Origin of the sequence: Streptomyces varsoviensis, assembly GCF_000718635.1 — a bacterium.
Taxonomy (GTDB): domain Bacteria; phylum Actinomycetota; class Actinomycetes; order Streptomycetales; family Streptomycetaceae; genus Streptomyces; species Streptomyces varsoviensis.
Window position 1 is genome coordinate 101,218 of sequence record NZ_JOBF01000021.1, and the last position, 18,273, is coordinate 119,490.

At 72.3% G+C, this 18,273-nt stretch carries 15 protein-coding genes and 1 pseudogene; 10 read left to right on the forward strand and 6 right to left on the reverse strand.

Going from position 1 to position 18,273, the window contains the following annotated elements; genetic code table 11:
• The first annotated feature begins 196 nt into the window (after window positions 1–196).
• Window positions 197–1,618, forward strand: coding sequence for an NsdA family TPR-like regulatory protein (locus tag IF55_RS26675; protein ID WP_030887444.1), 1,422 nt, complete (start codon window positions 197–199; stop codon window positions 1,616–1,618).
• A gap of 141 nt (window positions 1,619–1,759) precedes the next feature.
• On the opposite strand, the pseudogene IF55_RS26680 reads toward IF55_RS26675, so the two are convergent.
• From IF55_RS26680 to IF55_RS26695, 4 genes and pseudogenes are all read right to left on the reverse strand, one after another.
• A pseudogene (locus IF55_RS26680) lies at window positions 1,760–2,140 on the reverse strand (ATP-binding protein); the annotation flags it as partial.
• Between the two features lie 62 nt (window positions 2,141–2,202).
• Window positions 2,203–2,772 carry a hypothetical protein gene (locus tag IF55_RS26685; protein WP_048832490.1) on the reverse strand — a complete coding sequence of 190 codons (570 nt, stop codon included), beginning with the start codon at window positions 2,770–2,772 and terminating at the stop codon, window positions 2,203–2,205.
• 148 nt (window positions 2,773–2,920) lie between these two features.
• Complete coding sequence (locus IF55_RS26690) at window positions 2,921–5,041, reverse strand: glycosyltransferase (RefSeq protein WP_030887454.1); 2,121 nt, start codon at window positions 5,039–5,041, stop codon at window positions 2,921–2,923.
• 278 nt (window positions 5,042–5,319) lie between these two features.
• Entirely contained in the window at window positions 5,320–6,921 is a 1,602-nt protein-coding gene (locus IF55_RS26695; protein ID WP_030887457.1) for a beta-N-acetylhexosaminidase, read from the reverse strand.
• A 570-nt stretch (window positions 6,922–7,491) separates the two neighbouring features.
• On the opposite strand from IF55_RS26695, the gene sdhC reads away from it, so the two are divergent.
• From sdhC to IF55_RS26725, 6 genes are all read left to right on the forward strand, one after another.
• On the forward strand, window positions 7,492–7,872 hold the full coding sequence (gene sdhC, locus IF55_RS26700; protein ID WP_030893262.1) for a succinate dehydrogenase, cytochrome b556 subunit: 381 nt from the start codon (window positions 7,492–7,494) through the stop codon (window positions 7,870–7,872).
• A 1-nt stretch (window position 7,873) separates the two neighbouring features.
• Complete coding sequence (locus IF55_RS26705; protein WP_030893260.1) at window positions 7,874–8,344, forward strand: succinate dehydrogenase hydrophobic membrane anchor subunit; 471 nt, start codon at window positions 7,874–7,876, stop codon at window positions 8,342–8,344.
• 23 nt (window positions 8,345–8,367) lie between these two features.
• On the forward strand, window positions 8,368–10,122 hold the full coding sequence (gene sdhA, locus IF55_RS26710; RefSeq protein WP_030893258.1) for a succinate dehydrogenase flavoprotein subunit: 1,755 nt from the start codon (window positions 8,368–8,370) through the stop codon (window positions 10,120–10,122).
• Window positions 10,122–10,895: a succinate dehydrogenase iron-sulfur subunit gene (locus tag IF55_RS26715; protein WP_030893256.1), complete on the forward strand. Its 774-nt coding sequence runs from the start codon at window positions 10,122–10,124 to the stop codon at window positions 10,893–10,895. Before sdhA ends, IF55_RS26715 begins: the two co-directional genes overlap by 1 nt.
• A 209-nt stretch (window positions 10,896–11,104) precedes the next feature.
• Complete coding sequence (locus IF55_RS26720; RefSeq protein ID WP_030893254.1) at window positions 11,105–11,389, forward strand: ribbon-helix-helix protein, CopG family; 285 nt, start codon at window positions 11,105–11,107, stop codon at window positions 11,387–11,389.
• Entirely contained in the window at window positions 11,386–11,784 is a 399-nt protein-coding gene (locus tag IF55_RS26725; RefSeq protein WP_030893253.1) for a hypothetical protein, read from the forward strand. Before IF55_RS26720 ends, IF55_RS26725 begins: the two co-directional genes overlap by 4 nt.
• Before the next feature lie 21 nt (window positions 11,785–11,805).
• Here the strand turns inward: IF55_RS26725 and IF55_RS26730 are convergent, their stop codons facing one another.
• Entirely contained in the window at window positions 11,806–12,543 is a 738-nt protein-coding gene (locus IF55_RS26730; RefSeq protein WP_030893250.1) for a PIG-L deacetylase family protein, read from the reverse strand.
• Window positions 12,544–12,946: 403 nt separating this feature from the next.
• Between IF55_RS26730 and IF55_RS36455 the strand changes: the two genes are divergently transcribed.
• The 3 genes from IF55_RS36455 (at window position 12,947) to IF55_RS26745 (ending at window position 16,106) form a co-directional block, all read left to right on the forward strand.
• Window positions 12,947–13,036 carry a hypothetical protein gene (locus tag IF55_RS36455; protein WP_037967594.1) on the forward strand — a complete coding sequence of 30 codons (90 nt, stop codon included), beginning with the start codon at window positions 12,947–12,949 and terminating at the stop codon, window positions 13,034–13,036.
• A complete protein-coding gene (locus tag IF55_RS26740) occupies window positions 13,036–13,878 on the forward strand; it encodes an ATP-binding protein (protein WP_078645250.1) in 843 nt (280 codons plus the stop codon). Before IF55_RS36455 ends, IF55_RS26740 begins: the two co-directional genes overlap by 1 nt.
• A 131-nt stretch (window positions 13,879–14,009) precedes the next feature.
• Entirely contained in the window at window positions 14,010–16,106 is a 2,097-nt protein-coding gene (locus tag IF55_RS26745; RefSeq protein ID WP_030893246.1) for a DUF4132 domain-containing protein, read from the forward strand.
• Window positions 16,107–16,153: 47 nt separating this feature from the next.
• On the opposite strand, the gene IF55_RS26750 is transcribed toward IF55_RS26745, so the two are convergent.
• On the reverse strand, window positions 16,154–17,716 hold the full coding sequence (locus IF55_RS26750; protein ID WP_030893244.1) for an ABC transporter substrate-binding protein: 1,563 nt from the start codon (window positions 17,714–17,716) through the stop codon (window positions 16,154–16,156).
• Window positions 17,717–18,273 lie beyond the last annotated feature (557 nt).

Sequence of the window (18,273 nt, forward strand, 5' to 3'; positions counted from 1 at the left end):
CGGGCGTCATCACCACGGCACCACAGCCATCTGGGCACGCGAAGCCGGTGAAGCGTGGCGCACAGCGGCGGACACCGCGGCGTCGCCCCGGCGTGCGGACCGGCGAAAGACCGGCGAATCCAGCGGCGTTGTTCCTGCCGGGTGCCGCACGCCGTACGCTCGGAAGGTTCGTCGGCACTTTGGCGGAAGGGCCCAGATGGCACAGGCTGGCGGCCGGTTGCCCAACACCCTCTTGAGCCACTTCATGGACCGCGCCCAGCTCTCCAACGCCCAGCTCGCCCAGGCAGTCACCGGAAGAGCGCGGGCAGCAGGGCACCGGCACATCAACCCGGACGAGAGCCGGGTACGGCGCTGGCGCGCAGGGGAACGCCCCCGACCACCGGTACCGCAGCTCATCGCCCAGGTCCTCGGAGCCCGGCTGGCACTACCGCTCACCCCGGCCGACGTGGGCCTGCCAGGCCCGCAACCCGGCCCCGGCCACGGCGCCGATCTGCCGTGGCAGCACGCCGCCACCATCGCCGCCATCGCTGCCCTGACCCGGAGTGACCTGATGCTGCCGCACACCCGCACCAGCGACGACGCCGCACAGATCCAGACCGCCGACGCCCTCCTGGAGCCGCTGCGCCGCTGGCCCTCCGCCAAACCCGCCGCCCTGCCGAACACCGCGACACGCCCCGGCATGCTGGGCACCGCCCAGGTCGAATCGATCGAGGCGCTGACCGCCGCCTTCCGCGACGCCGACAACCGGCACGGCGGCGTGCTCTCCCGCCGCGCCGTCGTGGCACAGATGAGCGAGATCAACGACCTGCTCGCCACCGCCACCTACACCGAGGCCACCGGCCGCCGCCTCTTCCGCGCCGTCGCCGACCTGGGCAGCGTCGCCGGATGGATATCCTTCGACGCCGGAGCCCACCTCAGCGCCCAGCGCCTCTTCGTCACCGCGGTGCACGCCGCCAGCGAAGGCGGCGACCGCCAGCTCGCCGCCCACATCCTCCAGTGCATGGCCCGCCAGATGTCCCACCTCGGACACGTCGAAGACGCCCTCGAACTCGTCGCCCTCGCCCAGTACGGAGCCCGCCGCCACGCCGGCCCAGGAACCCGCGCGATCCTCGCCGCCCTCCACTCCCGCTTCAGCGCCATGCGCGGCGACCTGGAGGAGAGCCAACGGGCAGCGGGGGAAGCCGAAGACGCCTTCGCCCGCATCCGCCCCGACGACGAACCGCCGCACACCGCCTTCTTCGACGAAGCGGAACTCTCCGCCACCCTCGGCATCGCCCACCAGATCGCCGCCAAACACGCCACCGGCCCCCACCGCACCCAACGCGCCGAACAGTCCCTCACCCTGCTGAACAACGCCCTGCACCTGCGCCCCGCGGGCCGCGTCCGCTCCCGCGCGTTCGACCACATCGGCCTCGCCCGTACCCACCTGGCCGTCGGAGAACTGGCCGGAGCCTGCCAGGAGGCCACCACCGCGCTCACCATCACCGAGGGCCTGCACAGCACCCGCATCGCCGACCGCCTCAGCGAACTCCACGAGGAGACCGACCCCCACGCGGACAACAGCGACATCAACGCCCTGCGCGAGCGCCTGGAACACGTGGTCGGCACGGCGCACTGAAGCTCGGTTTCAGGCGGGGTCGCTCGGTAGGGCCGTTCAACCCGCAGGTGACGGCCCGGTCGTCGGCGGCGTGGGCAACGCATGACCAGCAGCGGTTGGAGACGACCAGAGACACCACCTGGGCAGGAGCGGGCCCGGGGGTCAGCCGTTGTAGAGGGTGGGCAGGTCGACCAGGAGGATGTCGTCGCGGCGGGCGGCCAGGTCGGTGAGGTCCGGGTAGAAGCCGTGCAGGGAGTACAGGGCCAGGGTGGTGGCGGTGGTGTCGTGGCCCTGGTCGGCGAGCAGGGTGCGGATGCGTTCCAGGCGTTCGAGGTCGCCGGTGCCCCGGCGGGCGGCGGTCGCCTTGGCCTCGCCCAGCAGCGCGATCCTGGCGCGGGGGGCCTGTGGGCGCTCGCCCGCCGCCAACGCGATGACGTCGACCTCGTGCTTCGTCCGGGCGGCCGGATCGGCGACCTCGGTGGCGCCGACCGGACCGGGCAGGCCGCCGGGGAGCAGGGGGTGGGCATAGCGGCGGGTGAATTCGACGGATCTCGGCATACTCGATTTGGACAGATAGCGCAGCGCCGGTGATCAGGAGAGGTGCGTCAGCCGCCCGAACCCCGCCCGCCGTTCGCCCCGGGGTGCTGCTCGGGCGCGTCGGGGTCGGCGAGGTCTTCGATGCCGAGTTCGGCGAGGAGGTCGTAGAAGAGGTTCTCGACGAAGGGGTCGGGGTCGGCGGCGAGGACGCGGGTGAGGGCGGTGGTGTTGGCGATGTGGCCCGCGGCGGCGGCCCAGGCCGCGCCTTGGGAGGCGGCGGCGCGGGGGGTGAGGAAGAGTTCGCCGATGTCCATCTCGCTCTGTTCCATGTAGCGGGCCATGGCGGCGCGGCCCAGGCAGGCCGACCAGGAGGTGCCGGCGGGGCCGGCCGCGGCGACGACGGCGCACTCGCTGTCGAGGACGTAGGCGGCGAGGGCGGGGGCGCCGGTTTCCTTGGTGAGGCCGCGGACGAGGGAGTCGATGTCGCCGAGTTCGGGCTCGGGCGGGTGCTGCCAGAGCTGCCAGCCGTCCGCGAACGCCTCGGTGAGCTCCAGGTGGTCGCGGCTCTCGTCGAAGACGGCGCATTCGACGAGCCCCCGGTCGCTCCGGCCGACGACGAAGTAGCCCCAGAAGCCCATCCTGATCTCCCTTGATCACACGGCTCTCGGCTCGCGGCGTCCGCGCACCGGGCGGCGGCACCTGTCCATCTTGCCGCCGCTCCCGGCGAAGTTCGATGCCCTGGGCGTGGGTGAGCGGCCGGACGCCTCGGCGGCGCCCGGCCACGCCTCACGCCGAGTCGTCGGCGGCGTCCTTCACCGAGACGGTCAGGTCGTTGGTGACCGTGAAGTACGGGCGCAGCCGCGCCTCGCCGCGGGTGGCGGCGGGGAAGGTGTCAATGCCCTTGCGGTCGGCGAAGTCGCCGCCGAGGCGGCCGAGGCGGACGAGTTCGGCGCCCTTGGACGGCCGTACATACAGGTCCCACAGGTCGGCCTCGGCGCCGCGCCGCTCGGCCATCGGCTCGTACGGGAGGCAGCCGCGGTGGTCCTCGACGGGCGCGCGCACATCGCCGACGGAGCCGTCGCCGCCGCGCAGCCGGGCGATCAGCTCCGCGCCGTCGCCGAGCCGCTTGCCGCCGAGCGCGGGGCCGACGTCCACGGCGACCGTGATGCCGTCCTCGCCGACCACCACCTCGGCGGCCTCGGCGTGCACGGCGCGCTGCCAGGTCCGTACGGCCAGGAAGCCGTCGCTCGTCTCGTACGGGACCCAGTGGCCGACGCCGTCGCCGGTCTCGGTGAGCGGGAGGTTCAACAGCCGCTTCTGCTCGACGAGTTCGGCCTTGAGGCGGCGGCGGGTCTTGTCGCCGGAGCGCTCCACGTAGCTGTCCCAGCGGCCCTCGGCCAGGGTGTGCGCGGACCGTTCGACGCGGACCTCGACGCGCTCGCCCGGCACGCGGCGCTTGGGCAGTTCGACGCGCAGCGCCTCCTTCCCCTTGGTGCCGCGGTGGCGCAGCAGGAGGTGGGTGTCGGCGGCGGTGAGCTGCTCGGAGCGGAGGGCTACGGTCAGGGTGCCGTCGCTCTCCACGGCGCAGCGCGCGCCGGGGTTGGGGTCGGACGGGGTGTGGGCGGGGGCCACCTTCTTGGCGCCGGACTTCGCGCCGGACTTCGCGCCGGCCTTCGCTCCGGACTTGCCACCGAACAGGCCGCGCAGCAGCCCGCCCTTGGCCGGTGCGGCGGTCGTGCAGCCGGGGCGCAGCTCCTCGAAAAGCTGCTCGTAGCGGCCGGCGATGGTGGCGGGCTCGTAGCGGTGGGCGGTCCGGCGGGCGGCGGCGCCCAGCGTGCGGCGCAGCTCAGCGTCGCCGGTGAGTCGCAGGAGGGCGTCGGCGTAGGCGTCGACGGCGTCGGAGTCGTCGAGGGGCACCAGGACGCCGTCGGTGCCGTCGGTGAGGATTTCGCGCGGGCCGTACGGGCAGTCGGTGGCGACGACGGGGAGGCCCGCGTGCATGGCCTCGACGATGGTCATGCCGAAGGACTCGGCGTCGGAGGCGACGGCGGCGAGGGAGCCCTTGGCCCACTCGGTCTCGATGGGCGAGCGGGCGCCCATGAGCAGCACCCGCTCGTACAGCCCGAGCTGCTCGATCTGCTTGCGCAGCTTGGCCTTGGCGGGGCCGCGCCCGTAGATCCGCAGGTTCCAGTCGGGGCGCTCGGCGGCGACCTTGGCGAAGGCCGCGATGAGCCGGTCGTAGCGCTTGACGGCGACGAGGCGGCCGGCGGAGACGATGGTGTGGGTGGCGCCCGCGCCGAGGTCGGCCGGGTCGGCGGCGGGGGCGGGCACGGCGTTGGGGATGCACAGGATGCGCGCGCGGGCGTCGGGGAGGGCGTCCCGGTAGTGCCCGGCGTCGGCCTCCGAGACGGTGGCGAACGCGTCGAGGGCCGCGATGGCGGGGTCCATCACCTCGTGCAGCTCGGGTACGTGCGCCTCGTGGGTGAGGTGTTCCTGGCCGAGCCGGAGGTAGCGGTCGCTGCCGTACTCGGCGAGGTAGCCGATGAGCTTGGGGCGGGTGGCGATGACGACGTCGGCGTCGGTGGCCGCGAGGTGCGCGGCGACGCGCTGGTCGGTCAGGGCGGTGGCGGCCATCCGGCCGTTGTCGATCCGTTCGTCCCGGAACAGGGCGCTGGGCTTCTGGTTGAGCGGGTCGGCGTACTCGTCGGTGTCGGCGCCCTCGCGCAGGTCGACGAGGGGGGCGACGGGGACGCGGGGGTCGATCGTCAGCTCGGGGGCGTCCGCCGGGCGGTTGACGCTGGTGATGCGGACGTCGTGCCGGTCAGCGAGTGCTGCGGCGAGGTTGACGGTCGAGCGGATCGTGCCGCCGATTCCGTACGCGTTGTGAATCAGAAATTCGATCTTCATCGGCCCTCGTTCAGGTGCGCGGGCGCGCGAACGCGCACTCCGCCATGGCTAGATGCGCGAGCATCCGCGTTGGTTGTCTCCCATACTGACAACCCTCGCGGCTGCCCGGGGCCGTCCGGGGCCTTGAAACGGGTGCCGCGTCCGGACGCTCTCAGCCTTTGACGTCCGTCGCTCCCAGCCCTCGGCGTCCGCCGCTCTCGATGCTCGGCGTCCACCGCCCTCGGTGTTCGACGCGCTCAGTGCTCAGCGGTCGGCGCTCAGCGGCCAGCGCTCAGCGGTCAGTGCTCCACGCGGTCCGCGAGCGCCGTGAACTCCTTCCAGGACAGCTCGGGCCGGCGCGGGTCCCACAGCTTCTGGGACAGGGCCCGCAGCGGCAGCCGGATGCCGCGCGCCACCTGCTCGGTGGTCTGGGCGCCGGGGATGTCGCCCCAGATCGCGAGCCGGCCGCCGAGCACCCGGTCCGGGCCGGCCATGGCGGCGGGTACGGGCTTGGTGCCGCGCAGCACGGCGGGCGTCCAGCGCTCGTAGATCCGCTGCCCGGTGGGGTAGCGGAACTGGTTGGGCTGGCCGAGCACGTAGTAGAGGAACTCGTCGTTGAGGTTGACGAGTTTGCGGCCCTCCTTCAGGTACTCCAGCGGTTCGCGGGCGCCCGTCTCGGTGCCGGTCCAGTACTCGACCTCGCGGTTCTTGTCGGCGGTGACGACGCCGCCGGCGTGCACGCCGTCGTTCCACACCTTGGCCTTCCCGCCGAGGGAACGCACCGTCTTCGCCCGGTCGTTGAGCCACCCCGTCGCCAGGTCCTGGACCTTGGCGTCCGGCCCGTACTCGGCGCGGGCCGCCTCCGCGAGGCCGGGGTAGGAGCCCTCGGGGTCGCGGGCCATCAGGGCAAGGTACTCGTCGCCCCCGAGGTGCGTGTACGGGCCGGGGAACAGCGGGGCGTACTCGCGGAGCAGGTCGTCGACGATCTGCGCGGCCTTCTTGTCCGAGATGTCCGCGGCGCCCGGGGCGGGGGCGCCGGATGCCTTGCGGAGCTGGAGGCCGGGGTGGGCCTTGAAGACCGCGCCGAGGTGGCCGGGCGAGTCGATCTCGGGGATGACCTCGATGTGCAGGCTGGTGGCGAGGTCGGTGATGTGGCGCAGTTGGTCCTTGGTGAGGTGCTGGTCCGAGACGATCTCGGGGTGGCTCTCGCTCTCGACGCGGAAGCCCTGGTCGTCGGAGAAGTGCAGACAGAGCTGGTTGAGCTTGAGGTCGGCCATCTCGCGGAGGCGGGCCTCGATCCAGTCGGCGTCGAAGAACTTGCGGGCGATGTCGAGGTTGAGGCCGCGCTGGGGGCGGTCGGGCCGGTCCCGCACGGTCCCTTCCGGCACCTGCCCGCCGGAGCGCACGGCCTGGACGACGGTGCGGGTGCCGTAGAACGCGCCGGCCTCGTCCGCGCCCGTGATCACCACACGGCCGTCGCGGGTGGCCATGGTGTACGACTCGGGGCCGCCGTCATGGCCGAGGCGCAGCTCGACGTCGCCGCGGCGGGCGGGGCCGGAGGCGGTCTTCAGGTCGAGGTCGCGGGCGAGGACGCGGGCGGATTCGCCGAGCGGGCCGCGCGGGTCGGCGATGACGCGGCCGGACGGCGAGGGCCGCCAGCCGGGTCCGCGGGCGGCGTCGAAGTCGCGTACGGCCGGGATGGTGCGGGGGGCCTTGGACAGCGGGCCGGTGGGGGCCGGGCTGGGGCTGGCCGTGCTGGTGACGCCGGGCGCGCTCGGGTTCGTGGGAGCGTCGTCGTCCGGCCACACGATGAGGGCCACGACGACGGCCACGATCACTGCGGCACCCGCGACGGCGGCGCTCACGGCCGCGGTCCGGCTGATCCTGCGGGGCAACCGCATGGCGCGTTTCCTCCTGAGTATGAATGATTTGGATCACTTCGGGGCGAAGGTATTGGCTGTTGCCCCTTCAGCCGTCAGTTACGCGCCCGTACGACCTCACGTCCGGGTGAAATTCGCACATCCGTCGGACAGTGGCCGAGTCGCATCGCTACGGTGACGACTCGATCGCCCCCTCGCCCGCCCCTCCCCAGGCACCCCCTCCCCCCAGGCACTCCCCTGGCCCCCCATCACCGCCCCCCCCCCGCGCCCGCACCGGAGGCCACCCCCGTACCGGACACCCAGCGGTGCGCGGGCGCGTGAGCGGCGCGCCACGCACAGGGCGACCAGCCTCGAACGCCCGTACGAACGGACGCGCCGAAATGGGGCTTCCAGGGCGGTACGCACCCCTCCCCAGTACGCCGTACGTGCCTGTTTGATCACACCTAAGGACCCCGGGCGAGCGAACCGACACGTCGTCGCTACGATGGCCAGGGCCGGTGGACCGTACCCGGCCGGGCCCGACCGACAGTGTTCCTCTTACCTGTTAGAAGCTGGCGGCAGCCCCCAATCCCCGCTCCCGGAGGGTTTTCAGTGCCGGCTGGAACGCTGTACCGCGGCCGGGAAGGCATGTGGTCCTGGGTGGCTCATCGAGTCACCGGCGTCCTCATTTTCTTCTTCCTGTTCGTGCACGTCCTCGACACCGCTCTCGTCCGCGTCTCCCCCCAGGCGTACGACGACGTCGTAGCGACGTACAAGACGCCCATCGTCAACGTGATGGAGTACGGCCTGGTGGCCGCCATCCTCTTCCACGCGCTCAACGGCCTGCGGGTCATCGCCGTGGATTTCTGGTCGAAGGGCCCGAAGTACCAGAAGCACCTGCTCTGGACCGTCGTCGGCGTCTGGGTCGTGCTGATGGCCGGCGCTTTCTACCCCGTGCTGCAGCACACCCTGCGCACGCTGTTCGGGAGCTGAGATGTCCTCCGCTGAGACCACAACGCCGCACGACTCCGTGTCGCTGTACGACGCGGACCACCCGGCTCCGGTGATCGAGCCGCCCCGCGCGCGTACCAAGAAGACCCCTAAGTCGACCCGCACCAACTTCGAGATGTACGGCTGGCTCTTCATGCGCCTGTCCGGCATCGTGCTGGTCGTCCTCGTCCTCGGCCACCTGCTGATCCAGCTCGTTCTGGACGGCGGCGTCTCCAAGATCGGCTTCGCGTTCGTCGCCGGCCGCTGGGCCTCGCCGTTCTGGCAGGTGTGGGACCTCACGATGCTGTGGCTGGCGATGCTGCACGGCGCCAACGGCCTGCGCACGGTCATCAACGACTACGCGCAGCGGGACAACACCCGCTTCTGGCTGAAGATGCTGCTCTACACCGCCACAGTGTTCACCGTCCTTCTGGGCACGCTGGTGATCTTCACCTTCGACCCGAACATCCAGTAGACCCCGGGACCGAGGCCTAACCCATGAAGATTCACAAGTACGACACCGTGATCGTCGGCGCCGGCGGCGCCGGCATGCGCGCGGCCATCGAGTCGACGAAGCGCAGCCGCACCGCCGTGCTGACCAAGCTCTACCCGACCCGCTCCCACACCGGCGCGGCGCAGGGCGGCATGGCCGCCGCCCTCGCCAACGTCGAGGAGGACAACTGGGAGTGGCACACCTTCGACACGATCAAGGGCGGCGACTACCTGGTCGACCAGGACGCCGCCGAGATCCTGGCGAAGGAGGCCATCGACTCGGTCCTCGACCTGGAGCGGATGGGCCTGCCGTTCAACCGGACCCCCGACGGCACCATCGACCAGCGACGCTTCGGCGGCCACAGCCGTAACCACGGCGAGGCCCCCGTCCGCCGGTCCTGCTACGCCTCGGACCGCACCGGCCACATGATCCTCCAGACGCTGTACCAGAACTGCGTCAAGGAGGGCGTGGAGTTCTACAACGAGTTCTACGTCCTGGACCTGCTGCTCCAGGATGTCGACGGGGTCAAGAAGGCCGCCGGCGTCGTCGCGTACGAGCTGGCGACCGGCGAGATCCACGTCTTCCAGGCGAAGGCGATCATCTTCGCCTCCGGCGGCACCGGCAAGTTCTTCAAGGTGACCTCCAACGCGCACACCCTGACCGGCGACGGCCAGGCCGCCGCGTACCGGCGCGGGCTGCCGCTGGAGGACATGGAGTTCTTCCAGTTCCACCCGACGGGCATCTGGCGGATGGGCATCCTCCTGACCGAGGGCGCGCGCGGCGAGGGCGGCATCCTCCGCAACAAGGACGGCGAGCGCTTCATGGAGAAGTACGCGCCCGTCATGAAGGACCTCGCCTCGCGCGACGTGGTCTCCCGCTCCATCTACACGGAGATCCGCGAGGGCCGCGGCTGCGGCCCCGACGGCGACCACGTCTACCTGGACCTGACCCACCTGCCGCCGGAGCAGCTCGACGCCAAGCTCCCGGACATCACCGAGTTCGCGCGTACGTACCTGGGCATCGAGCCCTACACGGACCCGATCCCGATCCAGCCGACCGCGCACTACGCCATGGGCGGCGTCCCGACCAACGTCGAGGGCGAGGTGCTGGCCGACAACACCACCGTCGTGCCGGGCCTGTACGCCGCCGGCGAGGTCGCCTGTGTCTCCGTGCACGGCGCCAACCGGCTGGGCACCAACTCGCTCCTCGACATCAACGTCTTCGGCCGCCGGGCCGGCATCGCCGCCGCCGAGTACGCGGCGAAGAACGACTTCGTCGAGCTGCCCGAGGACCCGGCGTCGCTGGTCGCCTCGCAGGTGGAGAGCCTGCGCGACTCGACGGGCACCGAGCGCGTCACCGAGCTGCGCAAGGCGCTCCAGGAGTGCATGGACGCCAACGTGATGGTGTTCCGCACCGAGCAGACGATCAAGACCGCCGTGGAGACCATCGGCGAGCTGCGCGAGCGGTACAAGAACGTGTCCGTGCAGGACAAGGGCAAGCGGTTCAACACCGACCTGCTGGAGGCCATCGAGCTGGGCAACCTGCTCGACCTGGCCGAGGTCATGGCCGTGTCGGCGCTGGCGCGGAAGGAGTCGCGCGGCGGTCACTACCGCGAGGACTACCCCAACCGCGACGACGTCAACTTCATGCGGCACACCATGGCGTACCGCGAGACGGACTCCTCCGGCAAAGAGACGATCCGCCTCGACTACAAGCCGGTCGTGCAGACCCGCTACCAGCCGATGGAGCGTAAGTACTGATGAGCACCCCCACCCTTGAGAAGCACTCGAAGTCGCTGGACGACCTGGAGGGCGACCAGGGCCACCTGATCAAGGTCACCTTCCGCATCCGCCGGTTCAACCCCGAGGTCTCGGCGGACGCCACCTGGCAGGACTTCCAGATGGAGATGGACCCCAAGGAGCGGGTCCTCGACGCCCTCCACAAGATCAAGTGGGAGCTGGACGGGACGCTGACCTTCCGGCGCTCCTGCGCGCACGGCATCTGCGGCTCCGACGCGATGCGCATCAACGGCAAGAACCGCCTCGCGTGCAAGACGCTGATCAAGGACATCAACCCGGACAAGCCGATCACGGTCGAGGCCATAAAGGGGCTCACGGTCCTCAAGGACCTCGTGGTCGACATGGAGCCGTTCTTCCAGGCGTACCGCGACGTCATGCCGTTCCTGATCACCACGGGCAACGAGCCGACCCGCGAGCGCCGCCAGAGCGCCGAGGACCGCGAGCGCTTCGACGACACCACCAAGTGCATCCTGTGCGCCGCGTGCACGTCCTCGTGCCCGGTGTTCTGGAACGACGGCCAGTACTTCGGCCCGGCGGCGATCGTCAACGCGCACCGCTTCATCTTCGACTCCCGCGACGAGGGCGGCGAGCAGCGGCTCGAAATCCTCAACGACAAGGACGGCGTGTGGCGCTGCCGCACCACCTTCAACTGCACCGACGCGTGCCCCCGCGGCATCGAGGTCACGAAGGCCATCCAGGAAGTCAAGCGCGCCCTGATCACCCGCCGCTTCTGAGCTCCGCCCGGGTGCGGGCAACGGGCGCTCCGCCCGGCCCCCGGGCCCGTCCCCGGCCCGCTCCGCCCGGAGTCCGGCTCGTACGCGCCGAGGCCCCGCCTCCGTCTTCGGACGGGGGCGGGGCCTTTTGCTGGGGGCCGTTTGCTGAGTGGACTTTCGGGTGCGGGGGAAGCACGCCCCTGCCGCCACAGGGGTTCTATAGTGGCGCTATGGCATCGACGACGATTCAGGTACCCCGGGAGACCCGCGACCACCTCGCCGAGCTCGCGAAGGAGCGCGGCATGAGCATCGGCCAACTGGTCGAGGCCCTGGCCGCCGAGCAACCGACCGCCGAGCAGCGCGCCGCACGGCTGATCGCCGACCGGGAGGCCGTACGGCGGCTGCTCGGCGTCGACATCAGCGAAGAGGAGTTCGAGGCGGCGCCCGACGTACTCGGCAACATCTACAAGATCGCCGCGGAGAAGGCGCGGTCCGCTCCTGGTGCGGCCGCGTGATCATTCTCGACACGAGCGCCGTATGCGCGCTCGCCAGTGGCCACAAGACCCTCAACCTGCTGGCGGGCAACATGGCGAAGTCGCCCGGCGACCGGCTGAGCGTGCCCGCCCTGTGCCTGATGCAGGCCGAGGCTCAGGAGGGCGACCTCGCTCGCCGCGTGCTCGCCCTCTCCTCCGTCGTCGTCGAAGCTCTCGACACCGTCGCCTCTGTCAGCGTCGGCACGATGCTCCGCGACGGCTACGGCGCCCCGGACACCTGCCACGCCCTGTACTGCGCCCTGCCGCGCCCCGAATTCACGGGCATGTCCATCCTGCTGACTTCTCACGAGGACGCGTACCCGCCCGGCATGGTGACCGTCGACATCGACTCACCCGGGATGCTCGGCTTCCACTGACAGCCGCGGGCGCGGTGATCGTCAGGTCAGTTCCCAGATGAGTTCGGACTGGAGGGGGCCGGGGCGGCGGAGGAAGGCTTTGTGGTCTACGGCTACGGGGGCTAGCTGGGAGGTGTAGCAGATGACGGCCTCGCGCTTGGCGATCCACTCCTCGTCGGTCAGGTGGAGGTCCTGGATCACGTCGAGGCGGTAGCGGGACTTCAGGTCGCGGTAGGCGTCGCCGCGGTCGCTGTGTTCCAGGGCGGCCGACGCCTGGTCGGTGCCCCATTGGTCCGAGGCGCCGGAGTAGGGGAGGTCCGCGTAGACCCAGGGGCGCGGCGTGGTGGCGGCGTCGGCGCCGGGGCGGGAGGCGAGGGCGGCGAGCCCTTGGTCGCGTACGGCCCGGTGGTCGCGCTGGTTGGTGCCCAGCGGCAGCAGGACGCGCGTGGCGAGCGGCAGGCCCGCCAGGAAGTCCGTCAGCGCGGTGAGGGGTTCGCTGTCCCGGTACGGGCCGTCGGGGTGGTCCAGGAGCACCTGGTCGACGCGCATCAGGGCGCACGCGCGGGCGTCCTCCGCGAGCCGCGTGCGGTGGGCCTCGGCGGTCGAGACGAAGCCGCAGACCGAGTCCCAGTAGGAGAGTTCGCGGTCGGCCGGCGCGGCGCCGGCGTGCACGGTGGCGACCGCGGCGGGCCCGTCGACGCGGCGCAGGAAGCCGGCGAGGGAGAGGGCTGCGTCGTCGAAGTGCGGGGATATGACGACGGTGGTCCATGGGCTGGGCACGTGGTACTCCGGCGTGTTCGAGCGGGCGTGGCGGGTGGGTTCGGGCGATGGTTCGGGACGGCGGTGGCCGGCCGGGCCGGAGCTACCGCGACGTTCCGCATGGGGAGGGTGTCGCCCTCGCGTCGAACCATCGGGCCAGGTCCAGACCATCGAACGTAGCAGGCGCCCGCGTCTCCGACCAGAGCGTAAGCCAGTAATGAGAGGGCCCGTCGGTGCGGTTGGACCGGGCCGTCCGCCGCACTCGCGTCACCCTCTAGGGCGAAAGTCCGTCAAATTGGCGTCAAGGTGTGCGCGATCCGCGCCAGAGGCCCGTCAACAGGGGTCCCTATAGGCAGTGGCGCGCGGTGCGCTACGGGAGTCGGCTTCCCGCCCCGGCTCCGGACCCTCACGCATGGAGTACGCAGTGACTGTAGAGAACGTCGTCGGTCTCGTGATCGCGGCCGTACTGGTCGGGCTCCTGCTCCTCGCGCGCGCCTTCCCGGATCGGTTCTGATGCCGGGACGCCCCGCAGGGCGGCCGGGCGACGGCGCCCTCGGGGCGGTCCCCGGGGCCCGGACAGGCCCCGCGGCCGGTCCTGGGGCGCTCGGCGTCCGGTCGGCGCACGGACAGGCCCACGGGCAGTCCTTATGCCACCCGGCGCGGAACCGGCCGCCCGACGCCGTCGACCAGTTGCGCACCGCCATGCTGGCCGCCGTCAGCCACGACCTGCGCACGCCGCTCGCCGGCGCCCTCGCCGCGGTCGGTTCGCTGCGCAGCCGCGACGTCGACTTCAGCCCCGAGGAGCGCGACGAACTCCTCAGCGCCACCGAGGAGTCGCTGGCCCGGCTGGGCCGGCTCGTCGACGATCTGGTGGACATGAGCCGGCTCCAGACCGGCATGCTGCGGCTGCGCCCCCGCCCGACCGGCTGGGGCGAAGTGCTGCCCGCCGTGCTGAACCGCTTCCCGGACGCCGACGTGACCGTACGGGGCGTGGCCGCCGCGCCCGCCGTACGCGCCGACCCCGCCCAACTGGCCCGCGTGCTGGCCCATCTGCTGGCCAACGCGGTACGCCACTCCCCCGCCGGCCGCCCCGTCTCGGTGTCCGCCGAGGCCCGTGGGGACCGGGTGGAGCTGCGGGTCACGGACCGGGGCCCAGGGCTTACGGGCGCGGCCCGGAAGGGGGCGTTCCTGCCCTTCCAACGGCTCGGCGACACCGACAACTCGACCGGCCTGGGGCTCGGTCTCGCCCTCTCCCGCGGCCTGGCCGAGGCGATGGGCGGGTCCCTCACCCCGGAGGACACACCGGGCGGCGGCCTGACGATGGTGCTGTCCCTGCCGGCCGCCGAACCCTCCTGACCTGCCCCGACGCAGCTCTCGGCCCACCTGGCGCCCGGCACTGTCAGTGGTGCCGCCTATCGTCTTGGGTACGGGGCCGGTTCGGTACGGGCCGGTGGGTTCGGGGGTCGGCAGCGGGGAGGGGTGCGCACATGGCGGTGGGCGAAGAGAGCGTGGTGCCGGGCGGGCTGCCGCCGGACCTCCTCGACGACGGCGACGCCTACGGCCCGGCGATGCGCGCCGCGCACGCCGCGCTGCTCGCCTCCCCGGGCGTGGCCGCCCTCCTGGCCCACTGCCGCCGCGTGTCCGGCCCCGGCGGGCGGGCCACCGGGCGCTGGCGGCGTACGGCCGCCGAACTGCTGGGCGCCGCACCACGCGCCGAAGAGGCCGTGGAGGCACTGCTGCGGGGCATCGCGGCGCAAGAGGAGCACCAACTGCCCTCCGGTGCGCGCGGCATCGCCGGTGAGGGCAACGGCGAGCTGGTTCGAGGGCTGTTGTGGGCGGCGGCCGAGAGCGCGCGGCGGATCGGGGTAACGGCCGCGGGGCATGGCGGGGGCGGGGAGGGCCGTGGGTTGCGGGAGGCCCGTGGCGCCCGGGAGGCCCGGGAGGGCGGTGGGGCCCAGGAGGCCGGTGGGGTCCGGGCGGGCGGTGGGCCTAACGGGCAGGTCGAGCAGGCCGCGTACGGCGAGCGGGGCGAGCAGGCCGCGTACGCCGACCGGACCGCGTACGGCGACCAGGCCGCGTACGGCGAGAACGCCAACCCGGCAGACCGGGGCGAACGGCCCTGGCGCGTCGATCACGTCGCGTACGCCGGCCGGATCGTCGCCCTGGTGGGGGCCGTCGCTCTATGGGCCGGGGCCGGGTTGGGCGGTGCCGGCGGGCGGTGCCGCCATGGGCGGATCGCGACGGCCGCCGTCGCCGTGCTCGGCTCGTTCGACGGCGCCCAGGGGGAGCCGGCCGCCGAGGAGTTGGCGCGGGTGCGGGACGGGGTGCGCAACCGCACCGTACTCAAGGGCGTGGAGCGGGCGCTGGAGGAAATCGTCGCGCGCGGCGGCGTCGCCCCCGGGCGGGTTCCCGAGCGGCCGGTGCCCACCGTGGGGCTGGACGCGCGCGGTATGCGCGAGGAGCGGCTCGGCCCGTACACGGCGGTGCTGTCCGTCTCCCCCACCGACGCCGCCCTCTCCTTCCGGGGGCCCGAGGGCCGGGTCCTGAAGTCCCCGCCGAAGGCGCTGCGCGCGGAGTACGGCGCGGAACTGGCCGAGCTGCGGGCGGCCTTGAAGCGGCTGCGGGCGCTGCTGCCCGCCGAGTGCGCCCGGCTCGCGGACCAGTTGGCCCGGGGCGCGGTCTGGTCCGCCGAGGAGTGGGCCCGGCTCTGCCTCGACCATCCGGTGACCGGCGCTGTGGCCCGTACGCTGCTGTGGGAGGCGAGCGACGGCGCGGGCGGCGCGTGGACCGCCGGGTTCCCGGAGCGTACGGGCGGCGGCTGGGCGCTGGCGGGCGCGGACGGCACGGCGGACCGGGTGGAGGCGGGCGCGCTGCTGCGGCTGTGGCATCCGGTACGGGCCGGGGCCGAGGAAGTGCGCGTGTGGCGCGAGGAGTCGGCGGAGCGCGAGCTGGGACAGCCGTTCCCGCAGATCTTCCGCGACGCCTATCGCCCTGGCCGGGCGGAGCGGGACGTACCCGGACAGTCCATACGCTTCACCGGCCGCCTGCTGCGGTACGGACCGGCGAAGGCGCTGATGGCACGGGCCGGTTGGACGGGCGGCCGGCTCGGCTACGGCGACACGGAGCGGCGGGCGGAGGCCGTACGGAACCTCCCCCGCCCAGGTGACCGGCCGGACGCCGCGCCGCGCGCGGAAGGCGAGTTCTGGCGCGCCCGGCTGGCCCTGGAGCTGGTACGCCCGGAAGAGGCTCCGTACGAAGCCGGGGCCGGCCCCGACCCGGCCGACAGCCCGGCGCGCCCGGCGCTCTGCGCCACGGGGCCGCTCCGCTTCGAGCGCCGACGCGGCCCCCGTGGCCCGTGGGCCCCGGCCGCCCCGACGGACGTTCCGGCCCTGGCGTTCTCGGAGGTTATGCGCGACGTGGGTCTCCTCATAGCGGGCGCGGAAGCCAAGCTTCCGCAATCACCCGCGCCCGAATCCGAGCCCGCGCCCGACTCCGAGCCCGCGCCCGACTCCGAGCCCGCGCCCGGGAGGGGACTCATACCCGGGCGGGCCGCCGCGCCGTCCCTGGCCTGCGGCCCGCGCTGATCCATCACGGCGCGCGCCGTGACGTGACGTCATGTCACGTCCCGGGCTCAGATCCGGTTGAGTTTCCACAGCCGCCAGATGCTGGTGCCGTCCGAGAGGTACTGCGTGCCGGAGATCGACTTGCCGCTGAGTACATAGTCTTTCTTCTGCCAGAGCGGCAGCATGGGGACGTCCTGGGCGATGGTCTTCTGGATGGCGCGGTAGTTCTTGGCGGTGCGGCCGCGCAGGTCTTCGCGTTCGGTGGCGCGGATCAGTTCCTCGACGCGGGGGTCGCGGTAGCCGGAGTGGAGGGAGGAGTCCGCGCCGACGAGCGGGGCGATGAAGGTGTCGGGGTCGGGGAAGTCGGCGAGCCAGCCGACGCAGTAGGCGTCGTACTCCCCCTTGGCGTAGCCCTCCTGGAACTTCTTCCACTCCACCCAGTGGGTGTCGACCTTGAACAGCCCGGTGGCCTCAAGCTGCTCGCGCAGCAGCGCGGCCTCGTCGCCGGTGGCGGCGCCCTGGGAGTAGGCGAGGTCGAAGCGGACCGGGGTGGTGATCCCGGCGTCCCGCAGCAGGGCGCGGGCGCGGGCCGGGTCAGGCTTCGGGTAGGCGTCGAAGAAGGGGGTGCTGTGGCCGGTCAGGCCGCGCGGGATGAGGGAGAAGAGCGGTTCGACGGTGCGGTGGTGCACGTCGCGGGCGATGGTCTCGCGGTCGACGACGGCGGCGATGGCCTGCCGCACGGCGCGGTCCTTCATCGGCGAGCCGGGGCGCACGTTGAAGACCATGGAGCGGGTGGCGGCCCCGGAGTTCTCCATGACCCGCAGGTCGTCGTCGGTGGGCGAGAGCGCCGCGAGGTCGGTGGGCGGCATCTGCCGGGCCACGACGTCCACGGCCCGCTCCCGCCAGGCACGGCTCATCTTGGCCGGGGAGGAGAAGAAGCGCACGGTGACATCGCCGCCGACGCTCTTGATCGAGCCCCGGTAGCGGGAGTTGGGCTGGAGCCGGGCGGTGGAGCCCGCCGCGTACTCCTTGAGCACGTACGGCCCGGAGCCGCTGACGGGGTTGTCGGGGTTGTCGGGGCGGAGCCGGTCGGCGGGGTAGCGCCGGGGGTCGACGATGGACCCGGCGCCCGTGGCGATCTTGAACGGGAAGGTGGCGTCGGGGACGCCGAGGTGGAAGAGCACCCGGCGGCCGGCCGCCTGCACGGAGGTGAGGGTGGTCAGCAGCGGGGCGGGCCCCTGGGGCGACTTGATGCGCCGGATGCGGTCGAAGGAGTACTTGACGTCCTCCGCCGTCATCTCACGGCCGTCGGCGAAGGTGAGCCCGTCGCGCAGTTCGCATACGTACGTCCGTAAGTCCGCGTTCTGGAAGGCGCAGCTCCGGGCCGCGTCGGGCACGGGCTTGTCGGAGCCGGGCGAGAAGGTCAGCAACGACTGGTAGAGGTTGCTGAAGAGCTCCCAGGAGCCCGCGTCGTACGCGCCGGCCGGGTCGAGCGAGGTGATCGTGTCGGTCGTGCCGACCCTGATCGGCCCCTTGTCCTTCTTGTCGGGCGAGACGAGCTGGCAGCCGCCCGCCCCCACGGCCACCACGGCCGCGCATAAGACACTCGCCCATAACCGGCCCCCACGCATCCCCGTGCCCCCTCCGCCCAGTGATGCGCATCACCTAAACACAGGGATCGCACGCGCGCAGGCGAATCGGGCAAAAGATCGGCTCCCTATACGGATCATGCCGTTCCGCCTGCCGCGGGCGGGCCCAGAACCGCCCATACCGTCTTGACCGTCCTGCCGAGGCACCCCCGGTGCCAGGCCCCCAGGCCTCCGCGACCGCCTCGACCAGATGGAGCCCGCGCCCGGACTCGTCCCCGGCCGTATCGCAGACGTGTCGAATACGTGAGGGAAAGCGAAGCGAGCTGTGCGTGGTAGGTCGCATGCGCAGCGTGAACGACTTTCGGCCAATTCTCGCTACAGCGGGTAAACGCGGGCGGTCCGGCCGCCGACCGCCGCTCACCAGTCCGTACGCGCGTGCCACCACCCCCGCCGCACGGCGCGGGGCCCCCGGTCGGATACTGGCAGGGCACTCCCCAGCAGCAGAGGACTTCCCAATCGTGATGTCAAGCCGCAGCCGTGACGGGTGGTGAACCTTGGTAATACTGTCCGTCACGGATCATGGCCCACAGAACGTTGAG